28 protein-coding genes, 1 tRNA gene and 1 pseudogene are annotated in these 26,397 nt (G+C 67.5%); 17 read left to right on the top strand and 13 right to left on the bottom strand.

Annotation, left to right across the window (positions count from 1 at the left end; genetic code table 11):
• Window positions 1-8 precede the first annotated feature (8 nt).
• From AB0L64_RS12170 to AB0L64_RS12145, 6 genes are all read right to left on the bottom strand, one after another.
• The gene (locus AB0L64_RS12170; protein ID WP_363710190.1) at window positions 9-827 is read right to left on the bottom strand and encodes a carbohydrate ABC transporter permease; all 819 of its coding nucleotides are present in this window, start codon (window positions 825-827) and stop codon (window positions 9-11) included.
• Window positions 824-1,720 carry a sugar ABC transporter permease gene (locus AB0L64_RS12165; RefSeq protein WP_363710189.1) on the bottom strand — a complete coding sequence of 299 codons (897 nt, stop codon included), beginning with the start codon at window positions 1,718-1,720 and terminating at the stop codon, window positions 824-826. Before AB0L64_RS12165 ends, AB0L64_RS12170 begins: the two co-directional genes overlap by 4 nt.
• A complete protein-coding gene (locus AB0L64_RS12160) occupies window positions 1,717-2,976 on the bottom strand; it encodes an extracellular solute-binding protein (protein WP_363710188.1) in 1,260 nt (419 codons plus the stop codon). The genes AB0L64_RS12165 and AB0L64_RS12160 overlap by 4 nt, the downstream gene beginning before the upstream one ends.
• On the bottom strand, window positions 2,963-4,438 hold the full coding sequence (locus AB0L64_RS12155; protein ID WP_363710187.1) for a sulfatase-like hydrolase/transferase: 1,476 nt from the start codon (window positions 4,436-4,438) through the stop codon (window positions 2,963-2,965). Before AB0L64_RS12155 ends, AB0L64_RS12160 begins: the two co-directional genes overlap by 14 nt.
• Window positions 4,439-4,603: 165 nt before the next feature.
• The gene (locus tag AB0L64_RS12150; protein ID WP_363710186.1) at window positions 4,604-5,242 is read right to left on the bottom strand and encodes an aspartate/glutamate racemase family protein; all 639 of its coding nucleotides are present in this window, start codon (window positions 5,240-5,242) and stop codon (window positions 4,604-4,606) included.
• A 127-nt stretch (window positions 5,243-5,369) separates the two neighbouring features.
• Window positions 5,370-7,565, bottom strand: a complete 2,196-nt coding sequence (locus tag AB0L64_RS12145) for a carbohydrate-binding protein (RefSeq protein WP_363710185.1) — start codon at window positions 7,563-7,565, stop codon at window positions 5,370-5,372.
• A gap of 157 nt (window positions 7,566-7,722) precedes the next feature.
• Between AB0L64_RS12145 and AB0L64_RS12140 the strand changes: the two genes are divergently transcribed.
• Window positions 7,723-8,175 (top strand): hypothetical protein, encoded by a 453-nt coding sequence (locus AB0L64_RS12140; protein WP_363710184.1) that lies wholly within the window; start codon window positions 7,723-7,725, stop codon window positions 8,173-8,175.
• Window positions 8,176-8,184: 9 nt separating this feature from the next.
• Complete coding sequence (locus AB0L64_RS12135) at window positions 8,185-8,778, top strand: YdcF family protein (RefSeq protein WP_363710183.1); 594 nt, start codon at window positions 8,185-8,187, stop codon at window positions 8,776-8,778.
• A gap of 5 nt (window positions 8,779-8,783) precedes the next feature.
• Here the strand turns inward: AB0L64_RS12135 and AB0L64_RS12130 are convergent, their stop codons facing one another.
• Together AB0L64_RS12130 and AB0L64_RS12125 are read right to left on the bottom strand one after the other, a co-directional pair.
• On the bottom strand, window positions 8,784-9,113 hold the full coding sequence (locus tag AB0L64_RS12130; RefSeq protein WP_355696001.1) for a cupin domain-containing protein: 330 nt from the start codon (window positions 9,111-9,113) through the stop codon (window positions 8,784-8,786).
• 72 nt (window positions 9,114-9,185) lie between these two features.
• Complete coding sequence (locus AB0L64_RS12125) at window positions 9,186-9,881, bottom strand: GntR family transcriptional regulator (protein ID WP_363710182.1); 696 nt, start codon at window positions 9,879-9,881, stop codon at window positions 9,186-9,188.
• Window positions 9,882-10,076: 195 nt separating this feature from the next.
• On the opposite strand from AB0L64_RS12125, the gene AB0L64_RS12120 reads away from it, so the two are divergent.
• The 11 genes from AB0L64_RS12120 to AB0L64_RS12070 all read left to right on the top strand — a co-directional run bounded on the left by AB0L64_RS12120 (window position 10,077) and on the right by AB0L64_RS12070 (window position 19,031).
• The gene (locus AB0L64_RS12120; protein WP_363710181.1) at window positions 10,077-11,795 is read left to right on the top strand and encodes a glycoside hydrolase; all 1,719 of its coding nucleotides are present in this window, start codon (window positions 10,077-10,079) and stop codon (window positions 11,793-11,795) included.
• Window positions 11,792-12,616 (top strand): aldo/keto reductase, encoded by an 825-nt coding sequence (locus AB0L64_RS12115; RefSeq protein WP_363710180.1) that lies wholly within the window; start codon window positions 11,792-11,794, stop codon window positions 12,614-12,616. The genes AB0L64_RS12120 and AB0L64_RS12115 overlap by 4 nt, the downstream gene beginning before the upstream one ends.
• Window positions 12,617-12,623: 7 nt before the next feature.
• The gene (locus AB0L64_RS12110; protein WP_363710179.1) at window positions 12,624-13,586 is read left to right on the top strand and encodes a sugar ABC transporter permease; all 963 of its coding nucleotides are present in this window, start codon (window positions 12,624-12,626) and stop codon (window positions 13,584-13,586) included.
• A complete protein-coding gene (locus AB0L64_RS12105; protein ID WP_359938275.1) occupies window positions 13,583-14,449 on the top strand; it encodes a carbohydrate ABC transporter permease in 867 nt (288 codons plus the stop codon). The genes AB0L64_RS12110 and AB0L64_RS12105 overlap by 4 nt, the downstream gene beginning before the upstream one ends.
• A 27-nt stretch (window positions 14,450-14,476) precedes the next feature.
• Window positions 14,477-15,913 (top strand): ABC transporter substrate-binding protein, encoded by a 1,437-nt coding sequence (locus AB0L64_RS12100; protein ID WP_363710178.1) that lies wholly within the window; start codon window positions 14,477-14,479, stop codon window positions 15,911-15,913.
• Complete coding sequence (locus tag AB0L64_RS12095; protein ID WP_363710177.1) at window positions 15,910-16,656, top strand: SDR family NAD(P)-dependent oxidoreductase; 747 nt, start codon at window positions 15,910-15,912, stop codon at window positions 16,654-16,656. The genes AB0L64_RS12100 and AB0L64_RS12095 overlap by 4 nt, the downstream gene beginning before the upstream one ends.
• A gap of 20 nt (window positions 16,657-16,676) precedes the next feature.
• Window positions 16,677-17,015: a nucleotide pyrophosphohydrolase gene (locus AB0L64_RS12090; RefSeq protein ID WP_363710176.1), complete on the top strand. Its 339-nt coding sequence runs from the start codon at window positions 16,677-16,679 to the stop codon at window positions 17,013-17,015.
• A 100-nt stretch (window positions 17,016-17,115) separates the two neighbouring features.
• Entirely contained in the window at window positions 17,116-17,469 is a 354-nt protein-coding gene (locus tag AB0L64_RS12085; RefSeq protein ID WP_363710175.1) for a VOC family protein, read from the top strand.
• Window positions 17,470-17,475: 6 nt separating this feature from the next.
• Entirely contained in the window at window positions 17,476-17,817 is a 342-nt protein-coding gene (locus AB0L64_RS12080; protein WP_363710174.1) for a metalloregulator ArsR/SmtB family transcription factor, read from the top strand.
• The gene (locus tag AB0L64_RS12075; protein ID WP_363710173.1) at window positions 17,810-18,277 is read left to right on the top strand and encodes an SRPBCC domain-containing protein; all 468 of its coding nucleotides are present in this window, start codon (window positions 17,810-17,812) and stop codon (window positions 18,275-18,277) included. Before AB0L64_RS12080 ends, AB0L64_RS12075 begins: the two co-directional genes overlap by 8 nt.
• 139 nt (window positions 18,278-18,416) lie before the next feature.
• Entirely contained in the window at window positions 18,417-19,031 is a 615-nt protein-coding gene (locus AB0L64_RS12070) for an SIMPL domain-containing protein (protein WP_363710172.1), read from the top strand.
• Here the strand turns inward: AB0L64_RS12070 and AB0L64_RS12065 are convergent.
• The 3 genes and pseudogenes from AB0L64_RS12065 to AB0L64_RS12055 all read right to left on the bottom strand — a co-directional run.
• Window positions 19,018-19,128 (bottom strand): annotated as a pseudogene (locus AB0L64_RS12065) (TraR/DksA C4-type zinc finger protein); the annotation flags it as partial. The gene AB0L64_RS12070 and the pseudogene AB0L64_RS12065 sit on opposite strands and share 14 nt — an antisense overlap.
• A 933-nt stretch (window positions 19,129-20,061) precedes the next feature.
• Window positions 20,062-20,346, bottom strand: coding sequence for a hypothetical protein (locus AB0L64_RS12060; RefSeq protein ID WP_363710171.1), 285 nt, complete (start codon window positions 20,344-20,346; stop codon window positions 20,062-20,064).
• Between the two features lie 696 nt (window positions 20,347-21,042).
• A tRNA-Thr gene (locus tag AB0L64_RS12055) sits at window positions 21,043-21,115 on the bottom strand.
• A gap of 26 nt (window positions 21,116-21,141) precedes the next feature.
• Between AB0L64_RS12055 and AB0L64_RS12050 the strand changes: the two genes are divergently transcribed.
• Entirely contained in the window at window positions 21,142-22,347 is a 1,206-nt protein-coding gene (locus AB0L64_RS12050; RefSeq protein ID WP_363710170.1) for an MFS transporter, read from the top strand.
• Here AB0L64_RS12050 and AB0L64_RS12045 read toward each other — a convergent pair.
• On the bottom strand, window positions 22,277-23,590 hold the full coding sequence (locus AB0L64_RS12045; RefSeq protein WP_363710169.1) for an MFS transporter: 1,314 nt from the start codon (window positions 23,588-23,590) through the stop codon (window positions 22,277-22,279). The genes AB0L64_RS12050 and AB0L64_RS12045 overlap by 71 nt on opposite strands.
• A gap of 22 nt (window positions 23,591-23,612) precedes the next feature.
• On the opposite strand from AB0L64_RS12045, the gene AB0L64_RS12040 reads away from it, so the two are divergent.
• Window positions 23,613-24,992 carry an aminotransferase class V-fold PLP-dependent enzyme gene (locus tag AB0L64_RS12040; RefSeq protein ID WP_363710168.1) on the top strand — a complete coding sequence of 460 codons (1,380 nt, stop codon included), beginning with the start codon at window positions 23,613-23,615 and terminating at the stop codon, window positions 24,990-24,992.
• On the opposite strand, the gene AB0L64_RS12035 is transcribed toward AB0L64_RS12040, so the two are convergent.
• On the bottom strand, window positions 24,989-25,186 hold the full coding sequence (locus AB0L64_RS12035) for a DUF3072 domain-containing protein (RefSeq protein WP_363710167.1): 198 nt from the start codon (window positions 25,184-25,186) through the stop codon (window positions 24,989-24,991). The two genes, AB0L64_RS12040 and AB0L64_RS12035, sit on opposite strands and share 4 nt — an antisense overlap.
• A 133-nt stretch (window positions 25,187-25,319) precedes the next feature.
• On the opposite strand from AB0L64_RS12035, the gene AB0L64_RS12030 reads away from it, so the two are divergent.
• Both AB0L64_RS12030 and AB0L64_RS12025 read left to right on the top strand, forming a co-directional pair.
• Complete coding sequence (locus AB0L64_RS12030) at window positions 25,320-25,616, top strand: DUF4287 domain-containing protein (RefSeq protein ID WP_363710166.1); 297 nt, start codon at window positions 25,320-25,322, stop codon at window positions 25,614-25,616.
• Between the two features lie 4 nt (window positions 25,617-25,620).
• Window positions 25,621-26,361, top strand: a complete 741-nt coding sequence (locus AB0L64_RS12025) for an RNA methyltransferase (protein ID WP_363710165.1) — start codon at window positions 25,621-25,623, stop codon at window positions 26,359-26,361.
• The last annotated feature ends 36 nt before the right edge of the window (window positions 26,362-26,397 follow it).

Genomic DNA, 26,397 nt, shown 5'->3' with positions numbered 1-26,397 from the left:
GCAGGATCTCATTTGAGGCCGGTGTGGGCCATTCCGGCCAGGATCCGCCGCTGGAAGATCACGAACACCACGACCACCGGCACCAGCGTGACGACGCTCATCGCGAACAGCGCTCCCCATTCCGAGCTGCCGGTGGCGTCCAGGAACCCGCGCAACGCGACCGGCACCGTCAGCCGGGTCCTGGTCGACAGGTAGATCAGCTGGCTGAAGAAGTTGTTCCAGGTCCAGATGAACGAGAAGATCGCCGTCGTCACCAGCGCCGGCGACAGCAGCGGCAGGATGATCCGCCGGTAGATCCCCCACGCACCGCAGCCGTCGATCCGCGCGGCGTCGTCCAACTCGACCGGGATCGAGCGGATGAACTGCACCATCAGGAACACGAAGAACGCGTCGGTGGCCAGGAAACTCGGCACGATCATCGGCCAGAACGTGTCGATCCAGTTCAGGTTCCGGAAAATCGAGTACTGCGCGATCAGCGTGACGTGACCGGGCAGCATGATCGTCGCCAGCATCAACCCGAACAACGTTTTCCGGCCCCCGAACCGGAGCCGCGCGAACGCGTACGCGGTCAGCGAGCAGGTCAGCACGTTGCCGATCACGACCGCCGCGCAGATGATCAGCGAGTTCATCAGGTAGATGCCGAAACTGGTTCCGGTCGACGACCAGCCGAGCGCGTAGTTCCCGAGCGTCGGGCGCTCGGGGATCAGCCCGGGGTGCTCGAAGATCTCGGTGTTCGGCCGCAGCGAGGCGCTGATCATCCAGAGCAGCGGGTAGAGCATCACCAGTGCCCCCGCCGCCAGCCCGGTGTGGGCCAGGACGCGTTTCATCGGCGTGCCCCTTCGTCTCCGTAGAACACCCAGGTGCGGCCGAGGACGAAGTTCAGTCCGGTGAAGACCGCGATGATCAGCAGCAGCACCCAGGCCATCGCGGCGGCGTACCCCATCCGGAAGTTTCCGAACGCCTGCTGGTAGAGGTACAGCGTGTAGAACAGCGTCGAGTCCGACGGGCCGCCCTTGCCGCCGCTGATCACGAACGCCGGTGTGAACGCCTGGAACGCGCCGATGATCTGCAGCACCAGGTTGAAGAACACCACCGGCGACAGCAGCGGCAGCGTCACCCGCCAGAATCGTTGCCATCGGCCCGCACCGTCGACCTCGGCGGCCTCGAGCACCTCGTCGGGGATCTGCCGCAGACCCGCGAGGAAGATCACCATCGGGGCGCCGAACTGCCAGACCCGCAGCACGATGAGCGTCCACAACGCCGTACCGGGCTCGGAGATCCAGCCGCGGCCGTGGATTCCGAAGATGCCGAGGACGTCGTTGAGCAGGCCGTCGCTGCCGAAGATCTGCTGCCACAGCAGGGCGATCGCGACGCTGCCCCCGAGCAGGCTCGGCACGTAGTACAGCGCTCTGTAGACGGCCAGGCCCTTGAGCCCTCGGTTGAGGAGCACGGCGACCGCGAGCGCGAACGCCATCTCGAGCGGTACCGAGACGCCGACGTAGATGAAGGTGACCTTGAGCGACTGCAGGTACCGCGAGTCCTGGAACAGGGCCGTGTAGTTGTGCAGCCCGGTCCACTCGGGGGTGTTGAGCAGCGCGTAGTCGGTGAACGAGTAGTAGAGCGACAGCAGCATCGGGCCGATCGTCAGGCCGAGCAGCCCGATCAGCCAGGGCAGCAGGAACAGGTACGCCGGAACGCTCTGCCGGAGCCGGGCGATCACTGCCCGAGGGTCTTTCCGGCCAGGTCGACGAACTCCTGCGCGCCGGCCGCCGGCGTGGTCTTTCCGAAACCGATGTTTTCCGCGATCCGCCCGAACCCGGTCAGCAGTTCGCCGTACCCCTTGGGCCACGGCTTCGGCGACGGGCCGACCTTTCCCTCCAGGCCCTCGACGTACGTGATCGCCCGGGCACCGGCCGATCCGGCGTCCGCGGAGACCAGGTCACGGGCTTTCTTCGACGGCGGGACGCCGAGCAGGATGCCGATCGCCTTGATCGCCTTCTCGTCGTTGAGCAGGAACCCGATCAGTTTCGCGGCGTCCTCGGGGTGCTTGCTCGCGGCCGAGACGCACCACAGGTCGAGGCCCTTGACGAACTGGCCGGACAGGTCGCCGGCCTTGCCCTGCGGGACCGGGAGCACGCTCAGCGGGCCCTTCACCAGCGGCTGGTAGAAGGTGACCTGCTGGACCCAGCCGAACTGGAGCGGCGCCTTGCCCTTGGCCACCAGCGACTTCTCGATCGCGGTCGTCTCCGCGCTGATGTTCTGCGGCGGGGCGGCCTTCGCGTCCCGCAGCCCGGCCCAGTACTGGAACCACTCCTGGACCGTGTCCTTGCTGGTGGCAAGCTTTCCGCCGTCGTCGGAAAACAGTTCCATGCCGTGCTGGCGCACGTACACCTCGAACAGCTGGAAGTTTCCGGCTTGGTCGGTGGAGCCGTAGGAGCCCTGGACCGATCCGCTGTAGTCCCGGGCGAACTCGGCGAAGGCGTCCCAGGTCCAGCCCTGGGCCGGCACCGTGCCGCCGGCGCGCTTGACCGCCGCCTCGTCGACGTACATCGCGTAACTGATCGAGCTCTGCCCGATGCCGTAGTTCTTGCCGTCGACGACACCGCTGCTCGCCACGTCCTTGTCGAGCCCCGTCGTGTCGATCCCCAGCGACCCGAGGTCCTTCAGCGCGCTGCGGCCCGCGTAGTCGCTGAAGTAGCTCATCGACATCCGCAGGACGTCGGGTGCGTTGTTGCCGGACGTCTGCGTGGCGAGCTTGTCCCAGTAGTCGTCGAACGGAGCGCTCTCCGCGGCGTACTCCGCGCCGCCGCTCGACTTCCAGGCCTCGAGGGCCTTGTTCAGGGCCTTGGTGACCGGGTCGGGGCCGTACCAGGAAACGCGCATCGGGCCGGATTTCCCCGAGCAGCCGGGGAGCGTGATCGCGGCGGCGGTGGCGGCGCCGAGGCCCAGCAGGGTGCGGCGGCTAAACGTGTTCATCGTGGATCTCCTTGGGTGCCCAGCGCCAGTTGTGGGGCAGGCGGAGCGAGGTGTAGTTGCCGTTCGGGAGGTCGTCGGTCAGCCGTGCCTGCCAGCGGGCGAGCTGGTGCAGGAGACCGGCGCGGACGGCCAGGTGTGCATCGTCGTCGAAGAGGTTGGTGAGCTCGGCCGGGTCGGTGTCCAGGTCGTAGAGCTCACCGTCGAGATCGGCGTGCACGATGAGCTTCCAGTGGCCGCTGCGGATCATCCGGGCGGCACCGGACTGGGTGACGGTGTTGAGTTCGTCGAACGTCGGACCGTCGTAGGTGAAGTGCAGCGGCGGCCGGGCGGTCACGTCGTACGCGCGGCCGCCGAAGCCCTGTTCGGCGACGATGCTCCGGAATTCCGTTTCCGGCGCCGCCTCGCCGTGCGCGAGCGGGAGCAGGCTGCGGCCCTGGACGCCGTCGGGGATGGGTTGGCCGACGGCTTCGCAGACGGTGGGGAGGACGTCGACGATCGACACCGGTTCGTCGCGTCGCTGTACCCCGACGCCGTCGCCGGTGACGATCAGCGGGATCCGCATCAGGAACTCCGACAGGCCGGCGCCCTTGCGCTGCAGTCCGTACTCGCCGACGTAGTCGCCGTGGTCGGCGAGCACGATCGTCAGGCGCGGCCGGTTCCGTCGGGCGAGCCCTTCGTGCAGGCGGCGGATCTGGTCGTCGAGCAGGCGGAGCATGCCGAGGTAGTTCGCGGTGTAGCGACGCCAGTTGTCGTCGTACCCGGGTCGTTTGTCTTCCTGGAGTTTGCGCAGCCAGGCGTAGCTGCCGCCCTTGATCTCGGTTGCCTCCGGCCCCGTCGTGCGGTCCGGGACGTCCTCGGGTTTCACCAGGTCGAAGTACGGTCGCGGGACCTGGTACGGGTTGTGGGGCTCGGGATAGGAGACCCAGAACAGGCCCGGCCGGTCCGGGTCCGCCTCGTGCACCGCTTGCAGCGCGTCGGTGGTGATCCGGTACGGCAGCTGCGTTTCCAGGACGTGCGGTGTCGGCTCGTCGGCGACCCCGTGGTCGAGGCGCTCGAGCCAGTCGTCGAAAGCGTGTTCCGCCGTGTTCCGTTCCGGTCCTTGGGTGTGGAAGTACGGTCCGGCGAAGGTGTCGAAGTCCTGCGCGCCGCGGGGCATGTGCGGTTTGCCCGCGAAGTGCAGCTGGTAGTCCGCGGTCCGCAGGACGTCGAGCAGGTCCTGGTCGTAGCGGGCGTACTGCGCGTTGCTGTTCTGCCGCACCTGGTGGACGCTCGGGAACCGCCCGGTGAGCAGGCTGGTCCGCGCCGGAACACAGGCCGGCGCGGCCGTGTACGCGTTCCGGAAATCCGTTCCGCGCTCCGCCAGGCCGTCGACGAACGGCATCGTGTCCACCGGATACCCGCTGCGCCGCGTCAGCCCCACCCGCTGCTGGTCGGTCATCACGATGACGATGTCGGGACGCATCGGCCTGCTTTCTCTCGGCGGTTTACAGCGCTGTAGTACAGCGCTGTAAACCATGCAGCAGACGGCCGCACCACGTCAAGAGGCGACCTTGGAGCCCCGGTACCTCGCGGTCGTGATCTACGAGCCGATGAGCCGCCGCATGGTCGCCGGGCCGCCTGACAGGGCCTAGTTGAGATTCTCGGCCAGCCGGCGAACGCCGCGCTCCGGGCTGGTGAGGATCGGCACGGAGAGCTCGAGGCCCTCGGCCGCCGACGCCATCGACGCTTGCGCGAGGACGACCACATCGCCGTTCGCCGCCTTGATCGCTTCTGACACCAGCTCGTCGTGCCGGGCCCGATCGCCCGCGACAGCAGCCTCGAACGCGCCGGCCACGACGACCTCGTCGATCTGCACCTCGCGCCCCTGAAGCTCGGCGCGCTCCCGGAGCAGCGCGGCCGTCGGCTGCACCGTGGTGGGCAGCGTCGCGATGACGCTGACGCGATCAGCCGCGCGCACCGCCTCGTCGGCCATCGCCTCGTCGACGCGATACACCGGAACACCGAGACGCTCGGCGAGCGGCGCCGCGTACTGCGAGATCGACGAACACGTGAACATCAACGCTTCGGCTCCGGCCGCGACGGCGGCGTCACCCAAGTCCGCCAGGCGCTGCGCCACCTGCTCGGACGCGACACCCCGGCCCAGGTCGGCCACGATCTTGTCGTCGAGCAGGTTCTGCACCTCGACTCCCGGCAGGTGCTCGGCGGCAAGCGTCGCGAACGTCGGGATGACGACGGCCCCGGTGTGCAGGAAAGCGATGCGCGCCACGACTGCTCCTCACGTTTCACCGCCTGATCACGCTGTCCGGACGGCAGTCGTCGCAGCGCCGCGGTGATCAGATTGACACGTTTCAAGGCATGCGGCAACCGCGCAGGCGTGTCGCCCAGGCGTGGGTTCAGGCGGTCAGGCGGAGGTAGTCGAGGTTGAAGCCGCCGGTCTCGCAGTACACCGTGATCTGTTGGTCTCCGCCGGGGAGAGCGATCTGTGTGCTGATCGACTGGTAGTTGCCCCAACCTCCGGTGTCGGGGACGGTGACCTTGGCGAGCACCGTGCCGTTGGCGTCGCGGATCGAGATCGCGTCCTGGGCCGGCGCGCCGGTGCCGTTCGCGACCCGGAGTTCGAGGTTGTAGGTGCCTTTGGCCACGTCGACGCGGTACCGAAGCCAGTTCCCCGCCGCGGTCCAGCCGACGTTCTTACCGCCGCTCGCCGCCGGGTTGCTCTCGATGAAGTTCGCGCCGCCGTCCGTCCAGCCGTGCTGGGCGACGTACGACTCCGCCTCGACCTTCGCCCCGACCGGCGCGCCGTGCGGCCGGACCGTCACGTGCACCGTGACCTCGTCGTGCGCCGCGCCGTCGGCGACGCGGAACTTGAGGTCCTGCTCCCCGGCGACGGTCGGTTGCAGGCTGACCGTCCCGGTGCTCGCATCGAGACTGACACCGGCCGGCAGCTCCGTCGCGTAGTACGCGAGGCGGTCCTGGTCGCCGTCGGTCGCCCGCAACTGGAACTGGGTGGTCTGGAACTGGTCGGCGACCACGTCCGGAACCGCGCCGAATTGCGGCGCGTGGTTGTGCCGTGCCGACGGCACCTCGCCGTGCCAGCGGTACGTCGCGTAGGCGTTGGCCGGAACCGCCACGACGAACGACTTGTCAGCGAGCGTGACGCGGACCTTGCTCGGCGTGGCGTTGGCGTTTCCAACGATCGCGACGAAGTTGTCGCCGCGGTCCTTGAACACCACGTTGCTGATCCCGTTCGCCGTACCGCTCGACTCGACGCGGGTGTGCTCCGGCCCGAGGTACTTCGCGAACTGTCCCATCGCGAAGAGCTCGGACCGCACCGACAACGTTTTCGTCGTCGTGTCGACCTTCACGAGCCGGTTCGGCCACTTGGTCGTCCGGCCGACCTCGTCCCAGTCGATGTCGTTGTCCCGGGCCGGCGTCCAGTGCAGGGTGCCGCCGTCCTGGTCGGTGGTCTGCGCCCACAGGACGTACGACGACGCGTCGAGCCGGACATAGTTCAGGATCGTGGCCGGGTTGAGGTCGCTGGTTTCCGTCATGTGCACGGGTTTTCCGAACTCCTCGTAGGCGTCCCGCATCACCGCCGGGTCGCCCCAGTACGGGTGGAACGCGATCGCGTCCGCCGCTTTCCGGGTGGCCGGGTCGTTGAAGATCCGGTAGTAGTTCTTCGTTTCCGTGCTGTTCGGGTCGCGCCAGTCCCAGAAGTTGAAGTCGTGCACGTACAGCTCGGTCCGCAGGCCGGCCCGCCGGACCTCGCGCTTGATCGCGACCGCGAGCTTCTGCTGCTGCTCGACGCTGATGTCCATCGCCGGGTAGACCACGTCGATCCCCGGTTCGTTGAGCAGCGTCAGCGCGTCGACGGTGATGCCGTACTTCGCATACGCCTGCAGGTACTTCACGTAGTACCTGGCGAACACGTCGATGCGGTCGTCGCGGAGCTTGCCGACCTGGTAGTACGACGTCGTGCTGCCGGGTTTGAGCGCGACCTCGCCGGTGAACCGGTTGTTGGTCTTCATCCAGGCCGGCGCGCTCCACGCGGACGCGAAGAACGTGGCGCGCGGGTTGTACTTCTGGATCAGCTTCACGGTGTCGACGATGTGTGCGTCGACGTCCCGCTTGATCGAGAAGTACTTCAGGTCCGGGTCCTCGGTGACGCCGGCCGGCAGTTCGTCGTACGACCAGAACGGCAGGTGCTCGATCAGGTCAGGGCTCCCGATCGTCAACCGGAACCGGTCGAACCCGGCGCCGGTCCCCGGATCCACCAGCAGCCGGACCGCCCGCTCGCGCTCCTGCGGCGTCAGCTTCCACAGGTTCGACACGCTCGTCTCGTCGAGCGAGAACCCGATGCCGGTGTACTTCTGCCGGCTGATGCTCGGATCGACGACCACCGTGGCATCCGCGGTGCCGGTGTCGTTCCCGACGTACGCCGGAGGCAGCGCCTGCCACGCGTGCTCCGGGCCACTCGAGTACGTCCCGCTGACCACCGGCCCGCGCTGCGCCACGGCCGAACCGCCGCCACCCGCGATCCCCGCCGCCACCACCGCTACCGACACCGCGAGCCCAAGAGTCCGCCTCACAAACCCTCCACCGTCGACCGGAAAGCCCTTTCAAGCAGGCCGACTCTAGGTTCGGAAACTCCCCGCCAACACCCCCTGCCGGTTCCGGAACTGGTTCCGGAACTATCCGTCAGCGTTCCGCGCGACACTTGAGCAGTACTCGACGAGAGGACGTGTGATGGACGCCGACGCGAAGTTGAGGGTCAAGGACGCTCTGCTGGCGCATCTCGAGGCGCAGCAGCGGGCGACGGGAACGGCGGTGGGGCGCGAGGACTCGGCCGCGCGGCTCGACCCCGACTCGTCGTTCTCGGTCGACGACCAGTCACAGGCGGCCGCGGCCGGCGATCTCGGCGTCCTGTACGAGCAGGTCGAGGAGCGCCAGCACAGCACCGTGGCCAACGCGGAAACCATCGACTTCGCGCCCACCAGCGAGATCCGGCCGGGCGCGATCGTCGTCCTCGACGGCGACCACTACGTCGTCGGCGTGGTCAGCTCCCCGTTCGACTGTGACGGCGTCACGTACGAGGGCATGACCACCGGCGCGCCGCTCTACGCCGCGATCAAGGACCTGCACGCGGGCGGTACGTTCACGTTCGCGGGGACGGAGCACCGCGTCGACTCGGTGGCCTAGAGTCGGCGCATGCGGCGGAGGACGGGACTGGCGATCGCCGGGGGTGCAGTGCTGGCGTGGGGTGAGTGGCTGAACTGGCGCTGGTCCCGAACCCTCGTAGGCAACAGCGAAGGTGCCACCGAGGCCGTGGTCGTGCTGGGTTTCCGCAACCCGCAGCCGACGGCGAACTTCGTCAACCGCCGGCGGGTCCGCGCCGGAATGCGTTCCGTCGCCGCCGGCCGCGAGCACGACACCTGCGTGATCTTCAGCGGAGGCGCGACAACTCGTGGCGCGTCGGAGGCTCAGCTGATGGCCGACTATGCGCACACGGTTTCCGCGTTCGGCGGCACCGTGCTGCTGGAGGAGAAGAGCGCGACCACCTGGGAGAACGTCACCAACGTGATCCCGCTGCTCGAGGACGTCGATCGGATCAAGATCGCGTCCCAGCCGGCGCATGCGCTCAAGGCACGTGCGTACCTGCGCCGCCAGCGCCCCGATCTCGCCGGGAAGCTTGTCCGTGCCGGCGACTACCGTCCGGGCGAATGGATCGCCGCGAAACCACTCCTGGCGCTGTACGGGCTCTGGACGCTCCGCAATCTCCGGGCCGACGAACGCAGCCCATAATCGCTTCAGTGCAAGGCGACTGACAGCAACAGCACCGATGCGGTCCGGGCGTGTACGTCGTGGCGCTGCGGCGGGACCGCCACCAGATCGCCCGTCCGCAACTCGGCCTCGGCGTCACCCGCCCGAAGCACCACGTCGCCCTCCAAACACATCAACGACGCGTCGCCCGGACTCTGATGCTCGCCCAGCGTCTGGCCGGCGTCCAACGCGATCAGCGTCTGCCGCAAGCGGGCCCCGGCCCGGCCGTACAACGTCGTCGCACTCCGCCCGCTGCCGTTCTCGCCCGCCAGCCCCAGGTGTACCGCCGCCAGTTCCTCGACCCGCAAGACCTCCATCACCCGATCGTCCCACCGGGTCAGCGAAGACTCCACCCCTCCCGGTCCGGGTCGGCCGCGTCCGCGGATCCGTCAGCGGTCCGGCAGGTTGAGGCGCTTCAGGCGCTCGTAGGCGCCGATGATGTGTTTGTCGATGCCGTCCTGGGCCGCCTGCGGATCGCCGAGGGCCAAGGCGTCGCGGAGCTCCTTGTGCTCGCTGTAGCCGACCTCGAGGAAATCCGGGAAACTCGCGTTCCGGGCGCGCAGGAAGACCGTGACCTGCCCGCGGATGGACTCCCACACGCGCTGCACCCGGCCGTGATCGCAGTACGCGTAGATGATGTCGTGGAACTCGAGGTCCAGCCGGACGGCGTCCTCCGGAGCGATCCTCGTGTCGACGCTCTTCATCTGCTCCAGCACGGCGTCCATCTCGGCGAACCCGGCGCCCTGCATCCGTGTGCAGGCGCGGCCGGCGGCCAGTCTCTCGATCGCGCCGCGCAGCGTGTGCACCTCCTCGACGTCGGTCTTGGTCAGCGTGCTGACGAACGCGCCGCGGTGTCGCCGGAGCTCGACGTGCCCCTCTTCCTCGAGCCGGGCCAACGCCTGCCGGATCGGCCCGCGGCTGACCTTCAGCGCCTGGGCCAGCTCGGTCTCCTTGAGATGCTGACCGGGCTGGAACTTGCCGCCGGTGATCATCTCCCGGAGCACGTCGGTCACCAGGTCACCGAGCGCGCGCTGCGACGGCAGCGACACGACGTCGTCGGGCATCATGCCGACCACCTCCTCCACGCAGTTTCCACGGATCGAACCTTAACCCCAACCGAGGTCACTCTGTAGATTGTAAACAGTAAGTCATTGACAGTAAATCAAGTGCAAGAGCAGACTCGGAACCTCCCAGCCAGGCAGAGCGGCACCGCGCCGACGCCGATGTCGGCCGGCCATGAGGCAGCCCGATCCCCCGGGCAGAGAGAGGTCACGACGACGATGACCACCGAAACTGTGGTTCACACCGGACGCACCGCACTCGGCCCGTTCCCGCCGGCCGCTCCCCACGATCCTGCGGCGCCGCACGTCACCGCGGCCGCGATCGACGTCGACGCCGGCGAGGTCCAGGGCCGGCTGGCCCGCGTCTGGGAGAGCTTCGGGTACGACGAGTTCAACTGGACCTACACGCCCACCGGCAAGCGGCTGCTGCAGACCTTCACCGACTTCTCCGGCGGCGGGTACTTCGTCCGGCCGCACTACATGTACTGCTCCGGCAGCGGTTTCGGCATCCCGCACTGGAGCTCGGGCAACGTCTACCACGAGGACGCCGACGGCAATCCGTACTACGACTTCACGCTGCTCGACCAGGCGTACGACGCGATCGTCGGCGCCGGACATCACCTGCTGGTGGAGCTCGGCTTCACGCCGCGGGATCTCCTGCCGCCCGAGGCCGCCGAGCTGACCGTCGTACCGAGTCCGACGGCGTACACCAGCTACGAGGCCGGCGCGTGGGGATACCCGCCGAGCGACTACGCGAAGTGGGGCGGGCTGATCAGTGCCACGGTCCGGCACTGCATCGACCGGTACGGCGAGGCGGAGGTGAAGACCTGGCTCTGGGAGCTGTGGAACGAGCCGGACATCTTCTACTGGCGCGGCACGCTCGATCAGTACAACGAGCTGTACACCGCGACCGTCGAGGCGATCCGGACCGTGCTGCCCGACGCCAAGGTCGGCGGCCCCGCGGTGACCAGCGGCGGACTCAACTTCCTGCGCGGCTTCCTGGACTACACGTCACGGCGGGGCGAGCCGCTGGACTTCATCTCGTACCACACCAAGGGCTGCCACTTCCCGACCCGTGACTACAAGCCGTTCGACGAGGCACCGGCCGAGTTGCTCGGCCCGTCCTCGACGAAGATGCTGTACGACCTGCGCGAGTTCAACCGGCTGATCGGCTCGTACGACGCGTACGCCGACCTGCCGGTGATCGTCGACGAGTGCGACGCCGCTGTACCGGCGCACTTCGGGCGCTACGACAACCGGAACTACAGCTTCCAGAACACCGAGTACTACCCGGTCTTCCAGGCGAAGCTGATGAAGAAGATCCTCGACCTCAACGCCACGGAGACGGCGCAGGTCGCCTACGCGACCTCATGGAGCTTCTACTTCGAGGCCGAACGGTACTTCGAAGGCACCCGCTCGTTCCTCACCGCGGGCGGCATCGAGAAGCCGTTCCTCAACGCGTACCGAATGCTGTCGCTGCTCGGCCGGGACCGTCTGCGCGCGACGTCGGACGCGGCCTGGCAGGTCGGCGAACTCGAGGGCACCGACGGCAGCAGCATGCGCGAGGAGGTCGACGCGCTCGCCTCGCGGTCGGAGGACGGAAGCGTCGCTGTACTGATCTGGCGTCACATCGACGACCAGTGGCAGACCAGCGAGGCCCTGACCTCCGCGACCGTCACCGTGCGGAATCTGCCGGCCGGGACGTACCGGTTGCAGCATCTGCGGATCGACGCCGATCACAGCAATGCGTTCACCGTCTGGCAAGAGCTCGGCTCCCCTCAGGACCCGACCGCCGAGCAGCTGGCCGCGATCACCAGCCGGCAAGGGCTGGAGGAGTTCGAAGGCGAGCGGACGCTCACCGTTGACGGCGACGTCTCGCTGGAGGTTGCGCTGCCGTTGCCGTCGGCATCGTTGCTGATCCTGGAGCCGACGACGTGATCACGCTCAACAACGGCGTACGGATTCCGCAGCGCGGCTTCGGCGTCTTCCAGGTGCCGCCGGGCGACACCCAGGCGGCCGTCGAGCAGGCGCTCGAGATCGGCTACCGGCACATCGACACGGCCGCGGCGTACAACAACGAGGCCGGCGTGGGCGCCGCCGTACAGGCGAGCGGCCTGCCCCGCGACGAGCTGTTCGTCACGACGAAGCTGCGCAACGGCGAGCACGGGTACGAGTCGGCGCTGACGGCGTACGACGAAACCCTGCAGCGTCTCGGGCTGGACTACGCCGACCTGTATCTCGTGCACTGGCCCAACCCGACCGTGGATCGCTATGTCGATAGTTGGCGTGCTCTGGAGCGGATCTACGCCGATGGACGGGTGCGAGCCATTGGGGTGTCCAACTTCCTTCCCGAGCACCTGGACCGGTTGGCCAAGGAGTCCGAGATCGTCCCGGCGGTCAACCAGATCGAGCTGCATCCGACGTACCAGCAGCGCGAGCTGACCGAGCTGTGCGCCGAGCGGTCGATCGCGGTCACGGCGTACTCGCCGCTCGGCCAGGGCGGCGACCTCGATCATCCCGTGCTGGCGGCGATCGCCGACGCTCACCGGGTGACGCCGGCCCAGGCGATCCTCCGCTGGCACCTGCAGCGCGGACACATCGTCATCCCCAAGTCGGTGAACCCTGAGCGGATCCGGGCCAACTTCGCGCTCGACGGCTTCGAGCTGAGCGACGACGAGGTCGCCTCCGTCACGGCGCTGGAGAACGGGAACCGGCTCGGCAGCGACCCGCGCACGTTCGCGATCAGCCAGATCAGGTAGGCCGATCATGTCGATCAGATCCGTCCAACTCGCCCGGCGGCAGACCCGCCGCGTCGCAGCCCTCGACCGACCGCGGTTCGGCTGGAAGAAGACCACCTGGATCTGGATCTTCCTGCTGCCGACCACAGTGCTGTACGGGATCTACACCATCTACCCGATCATCGCGAGCTACTGGTACTCGCTGGTCGAGTGGAACGGGTTCGACGCCGACCAGAAGTTCGTCGGCCTGAGCAACTACCGGACGGTCTTCGCGGATCCGCTGTTCTGGAACTCGTTCAAGGTCACGTTGCTGTTCATGCTGCTCGTGGTGCCGGCCCGGGTGCTGCTGACGCTGCTGCTCGCGATCGTCCTCAACTCGCCCAAGCTGCCGCTGATCGGCGTACTGCGGTCCGCGTTCTTCATCCCGGTGGTGACCACGACGGCGATCATCGGCGTGGTGATGCGCTTCGTCCTGGATCCGTCCAGCGGACCGGTGAACTCCATCCTGACCAAGCTGGGCGCCGGCGGCATCGACTTCCTCGGCAATCAGCACCTGGCGCTGCCGACGGCCGCGGTCCTGTACATCTGGAAGTTCTTCGGCGTCACGATGATCTACTGGCTGGCCGCGCTGCAGACCATCCCGTACGAGTTGTACGAGGCGGCCCGGATCGACGGGGCCGGCCCGGGGCAGGTCTTCCGGCACATCACCGTACCGATGCTGCGGCCGTTCCTGATCATCATCACCGTGCTGACGGTCGAGGAGACGTTCCACAACTTCGACCTGATGTACACGCTGACCGGCGGCGGGCCGTACTTCCACACCGAGATCATCGAGATCTACATCTACCGCTGGGCCTTCGGCGCGTCGATCCCGCAGCTCGGGCAGGCGTCCGCGGCCGCGGTGTTCTTCGGGCTGCTGGTCGCGGTCGTCGGCGCTCTCCAGCTGTGGGGCGTGTACGCCGGCCGCCGGCTGAGAGGAGAGCAGCGATGACCGCTGTCGTCGAACGCACGGACCGGCAACGGCGGATGCTGCGCCGGCTGCCGTGGTGGACCGCCGCGATCTGCCTGGTGGGCATTGCGGTGCTGTGGATCTTCCCGTTCCTGTGGATGCTGTCGGCGTCGCTCAAGGACAACATGGAGATGTTCACCGGCGGCCTCAAGCTCTGGCCCTCGAAGTTCGTCTGGGACAACTACGCGCGGGCCTGGAACGACGCGCACTTCGGCCGGTACCTGATCAACACCGTCGTGGTCACGCTGATCACCGTCGTCCTCGTCACGATCCGCTGCGCGACGGCCGGGTACGTCCTGGCCCGCTACAAGTTCCGCGGGTCCAAGATCTTCCTCGGCGTCCTCGTTGCGACGCTGTTCGTACCGACCGGCTACACGATCATCCCGGTGGTCAAGATCTCGATGCAGCTCGGCCTGATCGACTCGCTGGGCGGGATGATCCTGGCCCTCAGCGGCGGGGCGTACGTGTCGGCGATCCTCATCTACTACGGCTATTTCCGGCAGATTCCGCGAGAGCTCGAGGAGGCCGCTGTCGTCGACGGCGCCGGCTTCGTCCGGACGTTCTTCTCGGTGATGCTGCCGCTGGCGATGCCGGTCACGGCGACGGTCGCCGTACTCACCTTCATCACCACCTGGAACGCCTTCTTCCTGCCGCTGGTGTTCACGTTCAGCCGGCCTGACCTGCGGACGGTGAGCGTCGGCATGCAGGCGTTCGTCGGCGAGACCGCCACCGACTGGTCCGGTATGGCCGCGGCCGGCGTGATCTCGATCGTCCCGGTGGTGGTTCTCTTCATCTTCCTGCAGCGCTACTTCGTCGAGGGAATCTCCGGAGCAGTCAAGTCGTAACTTGTAAGGAGCGGAAACATGCCTGGTATGACACGTCGCAGCCTGCTCGGCGCCTCGGTACTGGCCGTCGCCGGCGCCGCGACCGGATGCAGCAGCAACTCGAGCTCCCAGAGCGGAAGCGCGAACGCCGGCGCCACCGGAACCCTGGACTGGTGGGACCACTTCAGCTCGTTCAAGCATCTCAACGACGGCTGGGCCAAGTCTCAGTCCTCGCCGTTGAAGACCAACGTCGCGCACACGTACTACGACGCGTCAAAGGCGACCCAGGCGTTCCAGCTGGCGCATCAGGCCAACAAGATGCCGGACGTCTACTCCAACGTGATCGGGTTGCCGTTGCCCGCGCTGGTCACCGGCAAGTGGGTGCACGAGATGGTGATCCCGGCCGACATCAGGGCCAAGCTCCCGAAGGACGCGTTGACCGAGGGCATCACCCAACTCGACGGCAAGCTGTACGGATTCCCGATGCTCAGTTTCCGGCAGAGCTCCACGCTGGTCTGGGTGAACAAGGACCACTGGTCCAAGGCCGGGCTCGACCCGGACAACGTGCCGTCGGACTACATGGCGTTCAAAGAGGCCCTGGGCAAGTTGAAGTCGGCCGGGATCCAGCCGCTCACGTTGGCGATCGGTGCCGATGGTGGCCGGATCCGCGACCAAGTCGACGACATGGCACAGGCGGCCGGCTTCCCCGGATACCAGGGGCTGCGGTTCGACACCGGCGAGTACGCCTACCACCACGACACCTATGTCGGTGTGATCGAGTTCCTGAAGCAGCTGAACGACGACAAGCTGATCATGCCGGGCTCGAACAATTTCGGCGTCGTCGACGCCCGCACCCGGTACGCGTCCGGCGCGGTCGGAACGTTCATCGACGGGATCTGGTGCGCCGGCGGGTCGAAGGCGCTGGCGCCGACGATCGTCGACAAGCTTGCTTCCGGGCACATTTTGACGCCGACGTCCGGCATGAACCCCTGGTGCTACCGGGGCCGGCCGTCCTCGACGTACTTCGTCTCCGCGGACAGCAAGAACCCTGACGCGGCCGGGAAGCTGATCGCGTCCTTCATGTCCGACGAGTACCAGACCGGCATGATCGAGGCGATGGACCAGCCGCCGCTGAACCTCGACCTCGTCGCGTCCTCGAAGGCCGTCGACGCCTACAAGAAGGGCGTCGAGTTCTGCAAGGAAAACGTGTTTCTGATGCCGCAGGCGATCGTGAAGAACCCCGCCATCGCTCGTGTCGACGCGCTGCGCAAACCTGTGACGCCGCACGTCGGCAACATCGTCCAGGGCTACCTGGGCGGATCGATCAAGGACCTCAAGGCCGAACTGAAGAAGCTCAGCGACGCGACCACCGCCGACCGGGCCCAAGCCCTGCAGAAGGCCAAGGCGGCCGGAGCGAAGGTCTCCGAATCCGACTACGTCTTCAGCGACTGGAAGCCCGGCCAGGACTACGGAGCTGCCAAGTGAACCGCACCGCGATCGTCACCGGCGCAGCCTCACCCCGCGGCATCGGCCGCACCACCGCGCTGCTGCTCGCCTCCCAAGGCTGGAACATCGGCCTCCTCGACATCGATCCCTGCGACGACCTGGCCGCCGAAATCGTTGCCACCCACAACGTGAAAGCCTTCGCCGCCACCGCCGACGTCTCCGACGAGACCGCAGTACGCACCGCGATCGATGACCTCGAATCCACCCTCCCACCCCTGGCAGCCCTCGCCAACATCGCCGGCGTCAGCTCCCCCGTCCCCTACCTCGAACTCCCCTCCGCCGAGTGGCACCGAGTCATCAACATCAACCTCAACGGCGTCCACTACGTCACCCACCGCATCGCCGAGAGCATGGTCACCCACGGCTACGGCCGCATCGTCAGCATCTCCTCCACCTCAGCCCAACGAGGCGGCGGCACCTACAGCAAAACCCCCTATTCCGTAGCCAAAGCCGGCGTAATAGGCCTAACCCGAGCCCTGGCCCGAGAGCTAGGCCCGTGCGGCATCACCGTCAACGCCGTAGCCCCCGGCCCGATAGACACCGACATCATGGGCGGCCCCATAACCCCCGACCGCCGCACAACCATGGCCGCCGACCTCCTGGTCAACCGCATAGGCGACCCTCACGATGTAGCCTCCGCCATAGCCTTCCTGATGTCAGAGGACGCCGGCTACATCTCCGGCCACACCCTCAACGTGGACGGCGGCCTATACATGCACTGACTCCGTGGCATGGTCGCGGCGTGTCCGATCCGACCGTGCTCCGCGACAACAATCGCGCCTTCACCGAGGAACGCGACTGGGTCAAGTTCCACGACCCGAAGTCCTTGCTCCTCGCCCTGGTCGGCGAGGTCGGCGAACTAACCGAACTCTTCCAATGGCTCCCCGCCGCCGCCCGCGCCCAGGAAGACCCCCTCCACACCCAAGCCGGCGAGGAACTGGCCGACGTACTGATCTACGTCGTCCGCCTCGCCGACATCCTCAACATCGACCTTTCCGAGGCTGCCTTCCGCAAACTGAACGGCTCCTCAACCCGCTACCCCGCCGACCAGTTCCGCGGCCGGGCCCCGGAAAAGACCTGACGCAGCCCATGCCGCCCGCTGGTCGCCCAGCATCAAGGCGAACACTCCGGCGAAGCTGCGCATCTTGACGCGTAGGAATATTCCTACCTATTGTGTCGGCATGGCTATCAACACTGTGAAGACCGTGGCCGTATTCGTTTCCGACCAGGATCGTGCCCGCGACTTCTACGTCGACACACTTGGCCTGGAGGTGAAGACCGACCAGACCTTCGGTGACAACCGCTGGCTGGAAGTCGGTGCCGCGGAGGGGACCACGCTCGTGCTGCACAAGCCCTTCCCCGGCATGACCTCCGGCGGCGGGCGGGGGACTCTGCTCGCAAGCAGTGACCTTGACGCCGACATCGCTCGACTGCGGGCGGGCGGCGTGGTCGTGGACGGCCCGAACGAGATGCCGTGGGGCAAGCAAGCGACGTTCTCCGACCCTGACGGCAACAGCTACGCCCTGCAGGGCTGATCTTCGTTGCCCAGACGTCTCAAGGGCGGACCGCTGGACGAGGTGTTCAGCGCGCTGGCCAACCCCACCCGCCGCGACATCCTTGACGCGCTCCTCGACGGTGAGCACACCGCCGGGGAGCTCGCGGGGAAGTTCGACATGGCCCGGCCCAGCGTCTCCGAACACCTTCGCGCTCTGCGGGAGAGCGGACTCGTCGAGGAGCGGCAAGAAGGCCGGCACCGCTTCTACCGTGTCACCGGAGAACCGATGGCGGAGCTGATCGACTGGCTCAGCCCGTACGAGCGCTTCTGGCGGAACCGGATGTCCGCGCTCGGCGATGTCCTCGACCGACTGGATGACGATGACTGACGATCTCACCACCATCCAGGTCGACCAGTACTTCCCCCACCCACCGGCGAAGCTCTGGCGAGCATTGACGGTGCCGGACCTGATGGCGCAATGGCTGATGCCGAACGACTTCCAGCCGATCGTCGGCCATCACTTCACCTTCCACGGCCGCCCCGTCGCCCAGACCGGCTTCTCCGGCCGGATCGCGTGCCAGGTGCTGGAGCTGACGCCATCGAAGCACTTGCGCATCAGCTGGGCCGATGCCGACAACCCCCACAGCAAAGCGACCGAGGTCGCCTGGACCCTCCAACCCGAAGGCAGCGGAACCCGGCTGTTGCTCGAACACTCCGGCTTCGACCCCGACGACCCCACCCAACAACTCGCTCGCCGCCTCATGAACGGCGGCTGGCGCAGCCACGTACTACGCCGCCTCGACGACCTGCTCCGACAGTTTCGGCCCGACGAGGGGTATCTGGGTTAGGCGAGGGTCTCGGTGACGACGTCTTCCAGGGAGGCGTTGGGCAGAAGAGCGCCTGCACCCTGTCCCTGGCGACCCGCTCGTCGGAGACCTGCGCCTCGGCAGCATCGGGTTCCCCTCTCGCCAGTGGCACACTGCCGAGATGGACGCAGGGATAACAGTTGTGGGATCGGGGCAGGCCAGTGCACCGCCCGATGTTTTGCGGATGTCGTTGGCGGTTGGATACCAGGCCGACGACGTGGCGACCGCCGTCGCCGAGGTAGCCGAGCGTACCGACGCCGTCGTAGCTGCTTTGCGGGGACAAGGTGTGGACACGTCCGCGATCAGGACCACCGAAGTCGAGGTCTCCCAGCACTACCGGGAGCCGGGGCGGCCGCAGACCTACGGCGCGGCGCATCTGCTGACCGTGACGAGCCGGGACCTGCTCGGCTTCGGGCGGTTGCTCAACGTGGCTGTGGAGGCGGCCGGAGACAGTCTCGACCTGCACGCCGTCCGATTCGACGTCGGTGACAAGACCGCACTGCTGACGAAAGCTCGAGCGCTGGCCTTTCGGCAGGCGCGGGACAAGGCCGAGGAGTTGGCCGAACTGGCCGGACGTAACCTCGGCGCGGCCACCGGGATATCGGAGAGCTACAACCACCACGGCTTCCATGGACAGGCCTTGGGAGCCCAAGCCGGGTTCGAGTCCGAAATCCACATCACCCCCGGGGACACCAAGCTCGAGGTCTCACTCGAGGTTCACTTCACGTGGTCCTGAGCTGGGCGCAGGTGATGCAGGTGCGGGCTGCGGGTCTGGCTTGCAGGCGGGCTGGGGCGATGGGTTGGCCGCACTGTTCGCAAGTGCCGTAGGTGCCGGCCGACAGTCGGCCGAATGCTGCCTCGATCTCCGCCAGTTGCTTCCGGACCTGTTGCACCAGCGATGTGACCTGGGATCTCTCGAAGGCGATCGTCGCGCCCTCAGGGTCGTGTTCGTCGTCGGCGTTGGAGTCTCGTGAGGCGGCGACCACCTCGCGAAAGTCGCCCGTCAGGCTCGCCAGCCGTCGGAGCGCTTGGCGTCGTTGCGCCTCGAGCAGGTCCGAAGCGTCCTCCATTCATCTATCGTCGCACTCGGTGTGCATCAGCGCCGATCGCGCTCGTCGACGTCGACGAACTCGGTGCCGCAGGCGCTGGTGATGTCACCGGAATCGTCACCGCGTCGGGGTTCCGAATGGCACAGTCGTTGGTCAGTCAGCGAGCCGGTGAGGGTGTGATCTCTCAGGAGACCCGGACGGACCGGACCCCTGATTAGGGTCCAGTTTTTGTTCTTGGGTGGTCCTGGGGGTCTGCCGAGGGGTTGGTAGTCGAGAGTGAGCTCGCGGAAGAGTTCGCCGGGTGGGGGTGTTGATGATGCGGATCTAAAGGTCGTCGACGAGTTTGAAGACGAGGGGTCGTGTTCAGTGCACCGTAGGCGGCAACAACCTCGGCGATTGGACACACCCGCAGACTCAACACCGCTCCCGCCAAACCCTTGAACCAGTTCGGTATGTCCGGAGAGATCTGTCCGGTATGTCTTGACGGAGGACCCTCCGAGCGCGCCATCCAAACCCAGGCCCAGGGACTGGGTTTCTAGTACGCCGCCCCACGCGCCCACGCCCGACCCCTTCGCGCCGTGGTCCTTGCCCACTCAGCCAACTCCCTGCCGCGAAGCTACGTGAGCCGCTTGACAGCCCCGACACCGTGGCCACCATCAACTTCCATCGGACTAGGACGCGCGCGGGCACCATGACTCATGGTCAGGCGGACAAGTCTTACTCCTCCGGAATCAAGTAGGCGTCATGATTCGCGTAATACACCAAAGCCGCGCATCGCTCAGCGATGGTCGGGTGTGCCCCATCTCGATGTTCGCTCCAAACCTCGATGACATCCAGTGCGGTGTAGACGTCCAGGAGGTAGTCCAATCCGTCTAGCGGAGCTGTCGAATGAGGATCCTGCTGGACGCGGGCCTCCGAATCGACCGTCCATGGCTTGGCGGCATAGATCGTATGTTCGCGATTGAATTCTCCGAGCCGCTCGATGGCTTCACCCAACGTCATTTTCCCACCCCCAGATCTTGAATCGGACCGACCTTACCTGGATGGGCCACCGACTCTCGACAAAGCTGCCGAAGGCCATGTGCAGGCTCCTACGGATCAGAAGGTCGTGGGCCAATGGGACCCCGGCGGTGGCGGCGGGGCTGATCGCTTCTGGTCGTCGCTCCGTCTGCCGCCCGGGGTTCTGGCTTGCGAACGCGGCCGGCGAGAAGGTTCGCAGCTTGGCGGTCTGACTCAGCGACCCAGGCCGCATAAACCCGGAAGGTGGTCGTGCCGCCGCCGGGACCGAGGCGGCCTGCGACTGTGCGGATGTCAACGCCGGAACTGATGAGCTCAGTGCCCGACTAGTGGCGCAAGGCGTGGAGATGGCTCTCGCTGCCGAGGCGTGCGCACATGTCGGTGCACCGATCGGCTAGCTCGCGGTACCGATCGAGCGTCGAGTCATCTGCCTCATGAACTTCGAGCAACGCGTCAGCGATTCGACAAGGTGTCGGCAACCACGCGCGTCATGCGCGGCCTCTGGGTTCGGGCAGGGCTCCTCGCGCTGCATCACGTGCCCGTCGTCACGATCCGGCAAGAGGCCGGTTTGTGCCAGCAGTCAACGCGAGCGCCAACTCGCAACTCGCCGGCGGTCGCCGGCAACTCCGGGCGCCAGCCCGGGGTGGGTCGGAGCACGCGTGGGGTCGTACTTCTGGTGAGAGCCGGTGAGGGGACTCGAACCCCTAACCACCGCTTTACAAGAGCGGTGCGCTGCCAATTGCGCCACACCGGCGTGGTGTCGGTACATAGTAGTGGATTGTGTGGGGTGTGCTGCGGGGGTCGGGTGGGTTTCGGGGGCTTTGGGGTGCTCGGGTGGTGTCGGTGCTCGGGGACTCGTTGGGGCTCGTGGCGTTGCTGTTGTATGTGCAGCGGGCGACGGGGGCCGCGCTGGCGGTGGCGTTGTTGTTGCTGGCGGGGGACTTCGTGCCGGGGTTGTTCGGGGCGGTGGCGGGGGCGGTTGGGGATCGGTTCGATCTCAAGCGGGTGATGGTGGTTTGTGGCGTCGTCCAGGGGGTTCTGACGGTCGTCATGGCGGTCAGCTTGCCGCCGTTGCCGGTGTTGCTTGTGCTGGTGGCAGTGCGGGGGGTTACGGCGCAGGTGTTTCTGGCCGGATCGCGGAGTGCGATGCCGCGGCTGGTGCGGGACGATCAGTTGGAGGCGGCGAACTCGGCGTTGGGGGCGGGGACGAACGGGCTGGAGGCGGTCGGGCCGCTGATCGCCGCGGGGTTGTTCCTGGTCACCGACGTCCGCGGGATCCTGTACATCGACGCCGCGACGTTCTTCGTGTCGGCGGCGCTGCTGAGCCGGTTGCCGAGGATCCAGGTGGAGCGGTCGGGGCACAGTCTGTTGAAGGATGCGCGGGACGGGCTGGGGTACATCGTCCGGACCCGGGCCATCCGCGTGATCGGGATCGGGTTCTTCGCGGTGGTCGCGTTCAACGGCGTGGACGATGTCGCGATGGTGTTCCTCGCGAAGGACGAGTTGCACGGGAGTGATTCGGCGGCGGCGACGTTGTACGCCGGGGTCGGGATCGGGCTGATCCTCGGGTTCGCGATCCTGGCGCGGTACGCCGTTCGCTTCAAGATGCCCGTCCTGATGCTGCTCGGGTTCGCCGTGAGCAGCGTCGGCAATCTGCTCACCGGTCTCGCGTGGGCGATCTGGGCGGCGCTCGCGTTGCAGGTGATTCGCGGGCTCGGGATCGCGGGCATCGACGTCGGGGTCAACACCCACCTGCAGCGCGTCGTACCGCCGCATCTGCTGAGTCGGGTGTTCGGAAACCTGTACGGCGCGATCGGGCTGGCGGCCGGGATCTCGTACGTCGGGGGTGGTCTGCTCCTGCAGCACACCGACGCCCGTACGACGTTCGTCGCCGCGGGCGCGGGTGGATTGCTCGCTACGGCTGTGACTGCGATCGCAAGACGGCGATCGGGCGACGCAGGGAGCGAGCCCCCGGTACGGCGATGAGGGCGATCGCGGCCATCACCAGGAACGCGGCTGACGGGTGGCCGACGAGCAGGCCGACGATCACAGCGACGATCAGGCCGCCGAGGTTGCCGGCCATCCAGATCAGGCCGGCGGCGGTGCCTTCGGCTTCGCCGGTGCGGCGCTCGACGAGTTCGAGGACGATCGGGAGTGCCGGGAGGAGCAGCAGGCCGATCAGCGTGATCGCGACGAAGGCTGTGACGGTGCTTGGGGCGACGGCGAGCAGGACGCAGGCGGCGGCGGTGGCGGTCAGGCTGACGACGAGGAGGGTGGATTCGGCGCGGTGCCGGGCGACGAGGATCGGGATCGTGGCGCTGCCGAGGACGCCGGCGACGACCTGGACCAGGAGGATCGTGCTCGCGGTGGCGCCGCTCACGCCGGCCGGTTGCAGGAGTGCCTGGGCGAAGGTGCTCATGGCAACGAACACACCGAAGGGGAAGAGCGCGAGGACACACAGCCGGCGGATCAGCGGGTCACTCCATGAGGTGGCGAGAGCGCCCCAAACCGGGCGGTGCGACGGCTCGCCGGTGTCAGAAGGCGTGGCCGGCGAGCCAGCGGTCAAAGCGTGTCCGGCGGCCGCCGCGGGGCCGGTGGGCGAGGCGGTGGAGGGTGTGCTGAGGGCGGTGGGGTCGGCGTGTGGTGAGGCGGTGAGGGCGGGGTCGAAGGGGGCCTTCGAGCGGAGGGCTGCGGCGAGGGTGAGGGCCGATGCGATGCAGAAGATCGCGGTGAGCACCAGCATCGTAGGGAGGGAGGCGGCGGTGGTGAAGATTGCTGAAAGGAGGAAGGCGATCACCATGCCGGCGAAGATGCTCGCGGTGCCGATCGCGATGCCGGTCGGGCGGTCTTTTTCGTTCAAGTAGCGGCCGGTGATGCCGGTGACGGCGTTCAGGACCAGGGGCTGGGCGATCGAGGCGAGGATCTGGCCGGCGAGCAGCCAGCCGAAGTCGTCGCCGATCAGTCGCACCGCCGCACCGACCGCGGTCAGTACGGCGCCCACGATCAGCGCGGACCTGAACCAGCGATCGAGGGCGAGGCCGCACGGGATCGCGAGGACGACGTACAGCAGCGGGAAGACCTGGGCGAGCCAGCCGATCGCGCTCTCGGACACGCCGTACCGCGCGGCCGCCACGGTGGTGACGCCCGCGAAGTTGAGCCAGACGAGCTGGGTGGCCGCGCCGACCAGGGAGTAGCCGACGATCGCGGACCACCGGCTCCTGTTGTGCATGGGCGAAGCGTACAAAGGAGACATGGTCGATTGGGAGGGACCGCTCACGGAGGCCTATGAGCGGGCGACGGCATATCTGGACCGGCTACCGGAGCGGCGGGTCGGCCCGCGCGCGACTGCCGGCGAGCTCCGCGAAGCGCTCGGCGGGCCGCTGCCGGCCGGGCCGACGGATCCGCGGAAGGTGATCGCGCGCCTGGCGGAGGGGGTCGAGGACGGACTGTTGCCGAGCGGTAGCGGACGGTTCTTCGGGTTCGTGTTCGGCGGCGCCACGCCGGCGTCGCTCGCCGCCGACTGGCTGACGACGACGTGGGACCAGAACGCCGGTCTGTACGCCGCCTCGCCGGCCGCCGCGGTGGTCGAGGAGGTCGCCGCCGCCTGGCTGGTCGAGCTCTTCGCGCTGCCGGCGGGTACGTCGGTGGGCTTCGTGACCGGGGCGCAGATGGCGAACTTCACCGGATTGGCGGCCGCGCGCCACGAGGTACTGCGCAGAGCCGGATGGGACGTGGAACAGGACGGACTGGCCGGCGCGCCGCCGATCCGGGTGCTGGCCGGGGCGGAACGGCACGACACGATCGACCGGGCGCTGCGCTTCCTCGGGCTGGGGACGAACTGCATCGTCCCGATCGCGGTGGACGACCAAGGCCGGATGCGCGTCGATGCGCTCGAGGCAGCCCTCACCGATGACGCGCCCCAGATCGTGTGCGCACAGGTCGGCAACGTGAATACCGGGGCGATCGACGCGGTCCGCGACATCTGTGAGCGGGCGCATGAGCACCAGGCCTGGGTCCACGTCGACGGAGCCTTCGGTCTCTGGGCCGCGGTCAGCGAACAGCTGCGCCCACTCGTCGACGGAATCGAACTGGCCGACTCGTGGGCGTCCGACGCGCACAAGTGGCTCAACGTGCCGTACGACTCCGGCCTGGTTCTCTGCGCCCATCCCGACCCCCACCGGGCCGCGATGTCGATCCGGGCCGCGTACCTGATCCAGGACGAGAACGGCGAGCGGGACCCGATGGACTACAACCCGGAATTCTCGCGGCGCGCCCGCGGGATCCCGGTGTACGCCGCGGTCCGCGCGCTCGGGCGGGCCGGAATCGCGGAGATCGTCGACCGGTGCCACGCGATGGCGCAACGGTTCGCCGAGACGCTTGCCGCGGGCGACGTCGAGGTGCTCAACGACGTCGTACTCAACCAGGTCCTGGTGAGGTTCGGCGACGACGAACTCACCAGGCACGTGGTGACGAAGGTGCAGGAAGAAGGTACTTGCTGGATGTCGGGTACCACCTGGCACGGCCGCGCCGCCATGCGGATCTCCGTGACCAACTGGACGACCAGCCCGTCCGACATCGATCGCTCGGCGGCCGCGGTGCTGCGGGTCCGCGACGAGCTGATCCGTCGCTAGGAGGACCCGCGACCGGTCCGGTTCTGCAGGTCGTCGATCAGGCGCGACGCGTCGGCCTTGCTCAGGTTGTCCGGTACGTCGACGCCGGCTTCCTGCGCGAGCGTGGTCAGGTACGAGGCCTGCGGACCGGTCATCGGCTCCTCGCCGGTCGTCCACTCCTCGGGATTCTTGTCCGGCACGGGGTGCACATCCATCGTTCCTCCAGTCGAACATCCGCTCGGTTGTCGGTCTCCAGGTACCCGCGCGGACATCCGGCAAACTGCCGTGTCGATTCCAGGCCGGCTCGTTCGACGCCCTGGTGTACGACGACCACTCAGGAGGAGAACCATGTCGTTCCAGGCGTACTTGGACAAGATCGAGGAAAAGACCGGAAAGACCCCGCGGGAGCTGGTCGACGAGGCGCACCAGCGGGGGTACGGCGCCGCAGAGGTGAAATCCGGCGTGATCCTGGACTGGCTGAAGGCGGACTACGAGCTCGGCCGCGGGCACGGCATGGCGTTGGTGCACGTGATCAAGAACGGGCCGGAGATCAGCGACAAGCACGTCGGCCGCCCCGGCCCGCACGGCGACCCGAGCAACATGCTCTGGCTGGACGGGAAGGCGACCAACCCGGCGCTACGGTAGGCGGGTGGATTCGAAGAAGTCGCCGCGGGACAGGTGGATCACGGTCTACGGGCGCAAGCCTGTCCTGGAGGCGTTGCACGATCCGAAGCTCTCGGTCGCGAAGGTGGTCCTCGCGGACAACGCGACCGGACAGTCCATGCAGGAGATCCTGCGGGCGGCGGAGAAGTACGGAACGCCGGTCGAGCGGGCGACCGCCAGCCGGGTGAAGTGGCTGGCCGGCAACGGCAAGCACGACCAGGGCGTGGTCGCGGACGTGGACGCGCCGCGGATGACGCCGCTGGAGGAGTTCGTGCGGGCGCGCGGAAAACGGCCGACCAACGTTTTCCTGCTCGACGGCGTGACCAATCCCGGAAACGTCGGCATGATCCTGCGGACCGCGACCGGCGCCGGGTTCGACGGGGTGATCCTCCCCCGGGCCGGTACGCCGCATGTCGGGCCGCTCGTCATCAAGGCGTCGGCCGGGGTCGCGTTCCAGGCGCCGATCGTGAACACGTCGACGGCGAAGGCCGCGGTCGACGTACTGCGGACCGCCGGGTACCACGTGTACGGGTTGTCGGCGCGCTCGCAGGACTCGCTGTTCAAGGCCGAGCTCGCGCCGCGCGCGGTGTACGTGCTCGGCGGCGAGACCAATGGTGTCACGGTGGCCACCGACTCCGACCTGCAGATCCCGCTGCACTCCGGCGTCGAGTCGCTGAACGTCGCCGTCGCCGCCGCGATCGTCGCCTTCGAGGTCACGAACCGCTGATGCAACCGAATCCCGCGCCGGCGCGACGCCAGGTGG

Source organism: Kribbella sp. NPDC051936 (genome assembly GCF_040680955.1).
Classification (GTDB): Bacteria; Actinomycetota; Actinomycetes; order Propionibacteriales; family Kribbellaceae; genus Kribbella.
This window is presented reverse-complemented; position numbering and strand designations above follow the sequence as displayed.